At 67.7% G+C, this 6,144-nt stretch carries 5 protein-coding genes; 2 read left to right on the forward strand and 3 right to left on the reverse strand.

Annotated elements, in window-relative coordinates:
- Window positions 1-74: 74 nt before the first annotated feature.
- The 3 genes from AADJ02_RS11105 to AADJ02_RS11115 form a co-directional block, all read right to left on the reverse strand.
- A complete protein-coding gene (locus AADJ02_RS11105; RefSeq protein ID WP_341213074.1) occupies window positions 75-1,073 on the reverse strand; it encodes a tripartite tricarboxylate transporter substrate binding protein in 999 nt (332 codons plus the stop codon).
- An 88-nt stretch (window positions 1,074-1,161) separates the two neighbouring features.
- Complete coding sequence (locus tag AADJ02_RS11110) at window positions 1,162-2,004, reverse strand: SDR family oxidoreductase (protein ID WP_341213075.1); 843 nt, start codon at window positions 2,002-2,004, stop codon at window positions 1,162-1,164.
- Window positions 2,005-2,021: 17 nt separating this feature from the next.
- Window positions 2,022-3,206, reverse strand: a complete 1,185-nt coding sequence (locus AADJ02_RS11115; RefSeq protein ID WP_341213076.1) for an enolase C-terminal domain-like protein — start codon at window positions 3,204-3,206, stop codon at window positions 2,022-2,024.
- Between the two features lie 115 nt (window positions 3,207-3,321).
- On the opposite strand from AADJ02_RS11115, the gene AADJ02_RS11120 reads away from it, so the two are divergent.
- Both AADJ02_RS11120 and AADJ02_RS11125 read left to right on the forward strand, forming a co-directional pair.
- Complete coding sequence (locus AADJ02_RS11120) at window positions 3,322-4,971, forward strand: SMP-30/gluconolactonase/LRE family protein (RefSeq protein ID WP_341213077.1); 1,650 nt, start codon at window positions 3,322-3,324, stop codon at window positions 4,969-4,971.
- Window positions 4,968-5,843 carry an SMP-30/gluconolactonase/LRE family protein gene (locus AADJ02_RS11125; RefSeq protein ID WP_341213078.1) on the forward strand — a complete coding sequence of 292 codons (876 nt, stop codon included), beginning with the start codon at window positions 4,968-4,970 and terminating at the stop codon, window positions 5,841-5,843. The genes AADJ02_RS11120 and AADJ02_RS11125 overlap by 4 nt, the downstream gene beginning before the upstream one ends.
- Window positions 5,844-6,144: the final 301 nt, after the last annotated feature.

Here is a 6,144-nt window from a genome sequence, read left to right on the forward strand (position 1 = left end):
GGGCCACCCCGGCGTCCTTGCGATACGGGCCGCCTCGGCGTCCTGCCAAGGCGGCCCGCCCGTCGATGTCGGGCCTAGTTTTTCAGCTGTTCGGCTTCCCAGGCGATCGCGTCCTTGGCGGCGGCGATCTGGTCGCCGATCGGGCCGACGATCTCCTCGTAGCGCTCGGGCGGATACATGGTCGGCAGGAAGCCTGCCGCCTTGAGCTTGTCCTGCACCTCGGGGCGGTTGAGCGCCGCCTCCATCGCGGTATTGAGCTGGGTCACGATCTCCTCAGGCGTGTCCTTGTGTACGAGGAACCAGTTCCAGCCCGAGGGGGCGAGGCCGGTCAGGCCGATATCGAGGCCCAGATCGTCGAGCGTGGGCGTGGTCTCGTCATAGGCCGCGGCCACCTCATCCTCGTTGGTGAAGGCAACAAGCGTCTTGAAGGCGTCCTTGTTGCTTTCGAAGGTGATCGGATCGTTGAAGCTAAAGTCGAGCAGCCCGCCGCGCAGATCTTTGAAGGCATCGCCGTCCTGCGGATAGGGGATGTTGCGGGCATAGACGCCCTCGGTCTGCAGCAGCTTGGCGATCACCATGTGGGGGATGTTGCCGATCGAGCCCGAGGAATAGCGCGCTTTGCCCGGGTTGTCCTTCAGATACTGGATGAAGGCCTCGTAGTCGGGAAAGCGCTCGTCGTCCTTGCGCACCACGATGGCGAAGGGCACGCGGGTGGCCGACCACAGCGGGGTGAAGTCCTGATGGGTGAACTCGGTGTTGCCCGCGAGCGGCTGCAGCACCAGCGGCGCCACCCAGCCATCGATCAGCGTATGGCCGTCGGCGGGCTTTTCCAGCGCGGTGTTGAAGGATTTCACGCCTGCGGCGCCAGGGGTGGAGACGACCGAGATGTTGGTGCCCAGCTCCTCGCCCATGGCGTTGGTGATGATCTGCGCCATCGCGAAGGCCGAGCCCGGCCCCCATGGGAACATCATTTCGACATTGCGCGAGGGGAAATCCTCGGCGGCACTGACCGCGCCCGCGAGCGGCGCGATCAGCGCCGCCACGGCGGCGGATTTGATGAGGGTCTTGAGCATATATCCTCCCTTGGATCGAGCTTTGAGACGTTTTCTTCGGTCGTGCGGTCGGACGTCCTCCTGTCCGGATGTACCGCCAAAGGTCGTGTCAGGATGCGCTGCGCATCGATGTGTCGTTGGCAAAAGCCGCGTCGCTGCCCGGACGGGCGACCTGCGCCGCCCCGGCGACATAGATGGTGGTGCCGGTGGTGAAGGTGTTGTCGGGCGCCAGCAGAAAGAGCGCGGGCTTGACCACGTCGCGTGGCTGACCCGCGCGCCCGGCGGGGTTGGCGCTGCGCGTGAAGGCCTGCCATTCGGCCCGGTCCTCGCGGCGAAAGGCATTGCGGTCGGTCTGGATCAGGCCGGGCGCGATGTTGTTGATCATCACGTTGTCCTTGGCGCATTGCACCGCGAGGTTCTCCACGAGGTTGCGCAGCGCCGCCTTGGTCATGGCGTAGATCGGCATCTCCGGGCTGGGTGCCACCTCCTGCACCGAGCCGATAGTCAGGATGCGGCCGTACTGCTCGGCCTCCATCCGTGGCAGCACCGCCTGCAGCAGCGCGATGTTGGCGGTGACGTTGACCTGCAACTGCGTGGCGATGTCCGACGAGGTCTGGCGCCAGAACACCTTGTTGATCTGGGCGCTGGCCGACAGGACCAGCGTGTCGATCGCGCCGAGCCGGCGTTCGCATTCGGCGACCAGCCGCTCGGCCGCACCGGGGGCGGCGATGTCGCTCTCGATGGCTATCGCATGGCCCCCGTCCTGGCCGATCTCGGCCACCAGCCGCTCGGCCGCGCCCTCCTGCCCCGCAGCCGCGTCGGCCCGTGCGCAATAAGAGATCGCCACGCGGGCCCCGGCCGCGGCCAGCCCCCGCGCGATGGCAGCGGCGATGCCGCGGCTGGCTCCGGTCACGAGGGCGGTTCGGCCTGCAAAACCCGTATCGGCGGTCATGGGGGTATCCTTGTCTGTCATGCGTCCGGCCCCGCCCCGGCAAGGCTGGTAAAGGAAGCGCTTCCGCGCCTCGGCACGGCCGAGGCCGGGACGAGCACGCGGGTCTCGGGCAGGAAGCCGAAGCCGGGCAGGGCCGCGGTGGAGACACGCCCGTCCGCAAGGGCGGCGGGTTCGGGTCGGATGCGGGCGGTCATCTCCGTTTCACCGATCTGGCGTTCGAGGATGAGAAAGGCCGGCAGACCGGCCGCCAGCTCGACCGAGATCGCGTCGAGCACCGGGCCGACCGGGTTGTGCAGGCTGGCCGAGAGGCCGCAAGAGGCGGCAAGGCGCAGCATGGCGATGCCCTCCTGCAGGCCGGTCAGCCGCAGGTCGGGCAGCACCACATCATGCCCGCCCGCCGCGATCAGCGCCGCCATCCCGGCGCAATCGGTGACGTTCTCGCCCCCGGCAAGCCGGGCGCCGCCGGCATGGCAGGCGGCGCGCAGGCGGCGTGCTTCGTTCGGCGCGTACAGATGCAGGGGCGCGGGATCCTCGATCCAGGCGACGCCCATGCCGCACAGTTCGGAAATGACGGTGGCCGCGCCCTGCAGATCAAAGCGGTCGTGGCAATCGACGAAGACATCCGCCGTATCCCCAAGTTCGGCGCGCACTGCCGCGACGCGGGCGAGGCCGCGCGTCAGCACCGCGCGCCGTTCGGGCCAGTCGAGCCGATCCCAGCGATAGCCGTCGAAGGGCGCGATCTTGACCGCGCAGGCGCCGCTGGCGTCGATCATCGCGCGGGCGCGGGCGGCGAACCCCTCGGGGCTGCGGTCGGCGATGCCGCGGTTAATGTTGGCATAGAAGGGAACGGACTCGCGCTGCGCCCCGCCCAGCATCTCTGCCAGCGGCAGGTCCGCCCGGCGCGCCGCCATATCGAGCCCGGCCTGCTCCAGCGCGCTCATCAGCGCGCGGCGCCCTGGCGCGACCTCGGATTGGCGTAGCGCCGCAAGGAGAGGCTGAACGCCCGGTACCGTGTCGGCCCGCAGTAGCTCCGACAGTTGCGAGACAAGCGCCGCGATCTCGATCTCATTGCCGAAGGAGGTGGCCTCGCCCCAGCCTTCGTGACCGGCCCGGTCGCGCAGGCGCAGAAACAACCAGGTGGTCTTGGAGGAGATATCCGCGCGCCACAGGGCAATATCCGCAAGGGCCGTTTCTCTTGTCATGCCATCCTCCTTCCCACAATGTGAAACGAAATTTACTATGTGTCAACATATGGAATGTTGTGTGGAATGGTGTCTTTATGTGATACCCATGAGGGGTGAGACGGAGGCGAGTTCCATGCAGATCGAAGATTCCTCGGAGACGTTCGATGACGTGCCGGGCGCACAGTCACTGACCCGCGGGATCGATCTGTTGCTCTTGCTCGGGCGATCCTCGCCGCTGACCTTCCGGCAGATCCAAGACCAGCTGGACCTTTCCAAGGGATCGCTGCACCGGCTGCTTTCGGCGCTGCGCTCTCGCCGGCTGGTGCGCTACGACCGCGACACCCGGCGCTACGCCATCGGCGCCACGGTCATGTCATTGGCGCGCGGCGCGCTGGACCGCGACGCCACCGTGCGGGCCTGTCAGGCCGAGATGTCACGAGTGTCGCAGCTTCTGAAGGTGCCCTGCTGCCTTTATGTCAGCGATGACGACGCGGTCTTCGTGCTCGATACCGCGGACCCGGTTGGCCGCACCGTGCGGGTCTGGCCGCGCCTGACTCTCGAGGCGAGCACGCCGGGGCAGGCGATGCTGGCCGGGCGGCCGGCAGGGCATAAGAACGAATGGTCACCCGATCTGCAGCGCGTCATCAGCAAGGCGCGCGCCTTGGGATATGTCGCCGATGCGGGCGAGCCGCTGGCGGTGGCGGCGGCGGTGCTCGACGGCGAGGGCACTGTGGTCGGCGCGCTGTGCTGCCAGTTCGATGCCGCGGGCACCCGGCCCGACAAGCTGCACGAAGCTGGTCAGATGATCCGCGAGGCCGCGCGCCGTGCCTCGCATCATGTCGGCGTCACGCAGCGTCTGAACGACCAAGTGATCGCGCCGCGCCCCAAGGCCCGTTTCAAGGGCCAGGTGCACGATACGGGCCGCGACTACGTCGGCGAAAGCCCGAGCTGGTGTGCGCGCCGGGGGCGATTGTGGTGGCTCGACGTTCTGGCGCCCGCCCTGCGCTGGCTCGACGTCGAGACCGGGCGCAGCGGGCGCAGCCTGCTTGACGGGCTGACCGGCGGGCTCGCGCTGACCACGGACGACGCGCTGCTGCTGACGGGAGAAAACGGCCTCTCGCTCTACGATCCCGCCACGGGCCGCCAGACGCCGCTCGTTGATCCCGAGGCGCACCGGCCGGAGAACCGGTTCAACACGGTGGGCGTCGATCCCAAACTGCGCATGTGGACCGGCACCATGCCGCTCGACAACCTCGAAAAGAGCGGCACACTCTACCGCATCAATCCCGATCTCTCGACCGAGATCATCCTGCCCGAGATCTACCTTCCCAAGAACACCGTCTTCAGCCGCGATGGGCGTCACGCCTATCTGACCGAGCAGGATCCGACCCGGGGGCGCGCGGTGCTGGTGGCCTACGCGTTGGATGACGACGGTCTGCCACTGGCGCGCCGCGAGCTGCTGCACGGCTCGGACGCGCGCGGCCAGCCTGCCGGGCTGACCATCGATGCCGAGGATTGCATCTGGGTTGCCATGCGCGGCGGCTGGTCGGTGATCCGGCTCGACACCGAAGGCAACGAGCTGGCGCATCACCCTTTGCCGGTGCCGATGCCTACCGCGCTCACCTTCGGCGGGGCGGATCTCGCCAGCCTTTATGTCACCTCGACCTATCTGCGCCTGCCGCCGGGCTACAACGACATCGCCCCGCTTTCGGGGCGGCTGATCGAGCTTCGGCCGGGGGTGACGGGGCGAGCCCCCCTTCGCGTGAAACTGGAACAGCCATGATGCAGATCGATCCCGACTTCACCCCGCGCCACGCGGCCATGGCCCTGACTGGCGAAGTCCCCCTCTGGGACACTGGGCGGCGCTGCCTGTGGTGGCTCGATATCCAGGGCCAGCGCCTGCTGTGCCATTGGCCCCATGGCGAAAACACGGCGATCCCGCTGCCGGGCCAATGCGGCCTGATCGCGCTCGGTGAAAGCGGCCGGCTGGTGCTGGGGTTGGAGGACGGTCTCGTGGCGCTCGACCCCGAGGCCATGGTTTGGGACCGGCTGAGCGACACCGAGGCCGACGCCCCCGAGCGCCGTCTGAACGACGGCAAGCCGGACCGGCGGGGCAGGCTCTGGTTCGGCTCGATGGACATGTCGGGCCGGGGCGGGCCGACCGGTGGGCTGTTTCGCCGCGACACCGATGGCACCATCGAAAAGGTGCTGGGCGACATTGCCATTCCCAACGCCATCGTCGGAGACCCTTTGGCCGATGCGATCTGGTTCACCGACACGCGCGGGCGCAAGCTCGAACGGCTCGAGCTTGATCCCGCGGGCCGGATCGAGCGACGTAGCACCTTGATGATCCTTCCCGAAGGGTCGCATCCCGATGGAATGACCATGGACGGGGAAGGTATGCTCTGGTTGGCTGTGGTAGGGCCTGGAGAGATCCTGCGTATCGATCCGAGGCATGGGGAAATCCTTGCTCGGATCAGCCTGCCGGTGCGCCGCCCGACCATGGCGGTCTGGAGCGATGAGACGCTCTTCGTCACGAGCCAGCGCCGTTTTTTGACCGCCGAGGAACTGCGCGAGCAGCCGCTCGCGGGCTGCCTGATCGGCACGGAGGGCCGCTTCGGCCCCGGCCCGGATTTGCGGGTGGCGGGGGGCTAGGCCCTAGGATCGCTTGGCGCGGCCCCGCGTTTTGCCTCTTTGGACGGAGGGACATGGGACCTGTCGAGGGCCGCATCCCTCACCTGCCGACGGACAGGATATGGGATGCCGTGCAGAGGGTGACCTGATGCTGTGGACGGCCTCTGCCCCCCGTAGTGTGCGATGATTTGGCCGTTGAGCCAAGTCTAAGGAGCGTTCTCATGAACCAAGATGTTGCCGTCATCGGCCTAGATCTCGCAAAGCGGGTTGAACCGCCCCGGGTTCGCCGGAGGCTGATTGGTTTCAGCTACGCGGCCATTCT

The sequence above is a fragment of the uncultured Limimaricola sp. genome, assembly GCF_964022235.1.
Classification (GTDB): domain Bacteria; phylum Pseudomonadota; class Alphaproteobacteria; order Rhodobacterales; family Rhodobacteraceae; genus Limimaricola.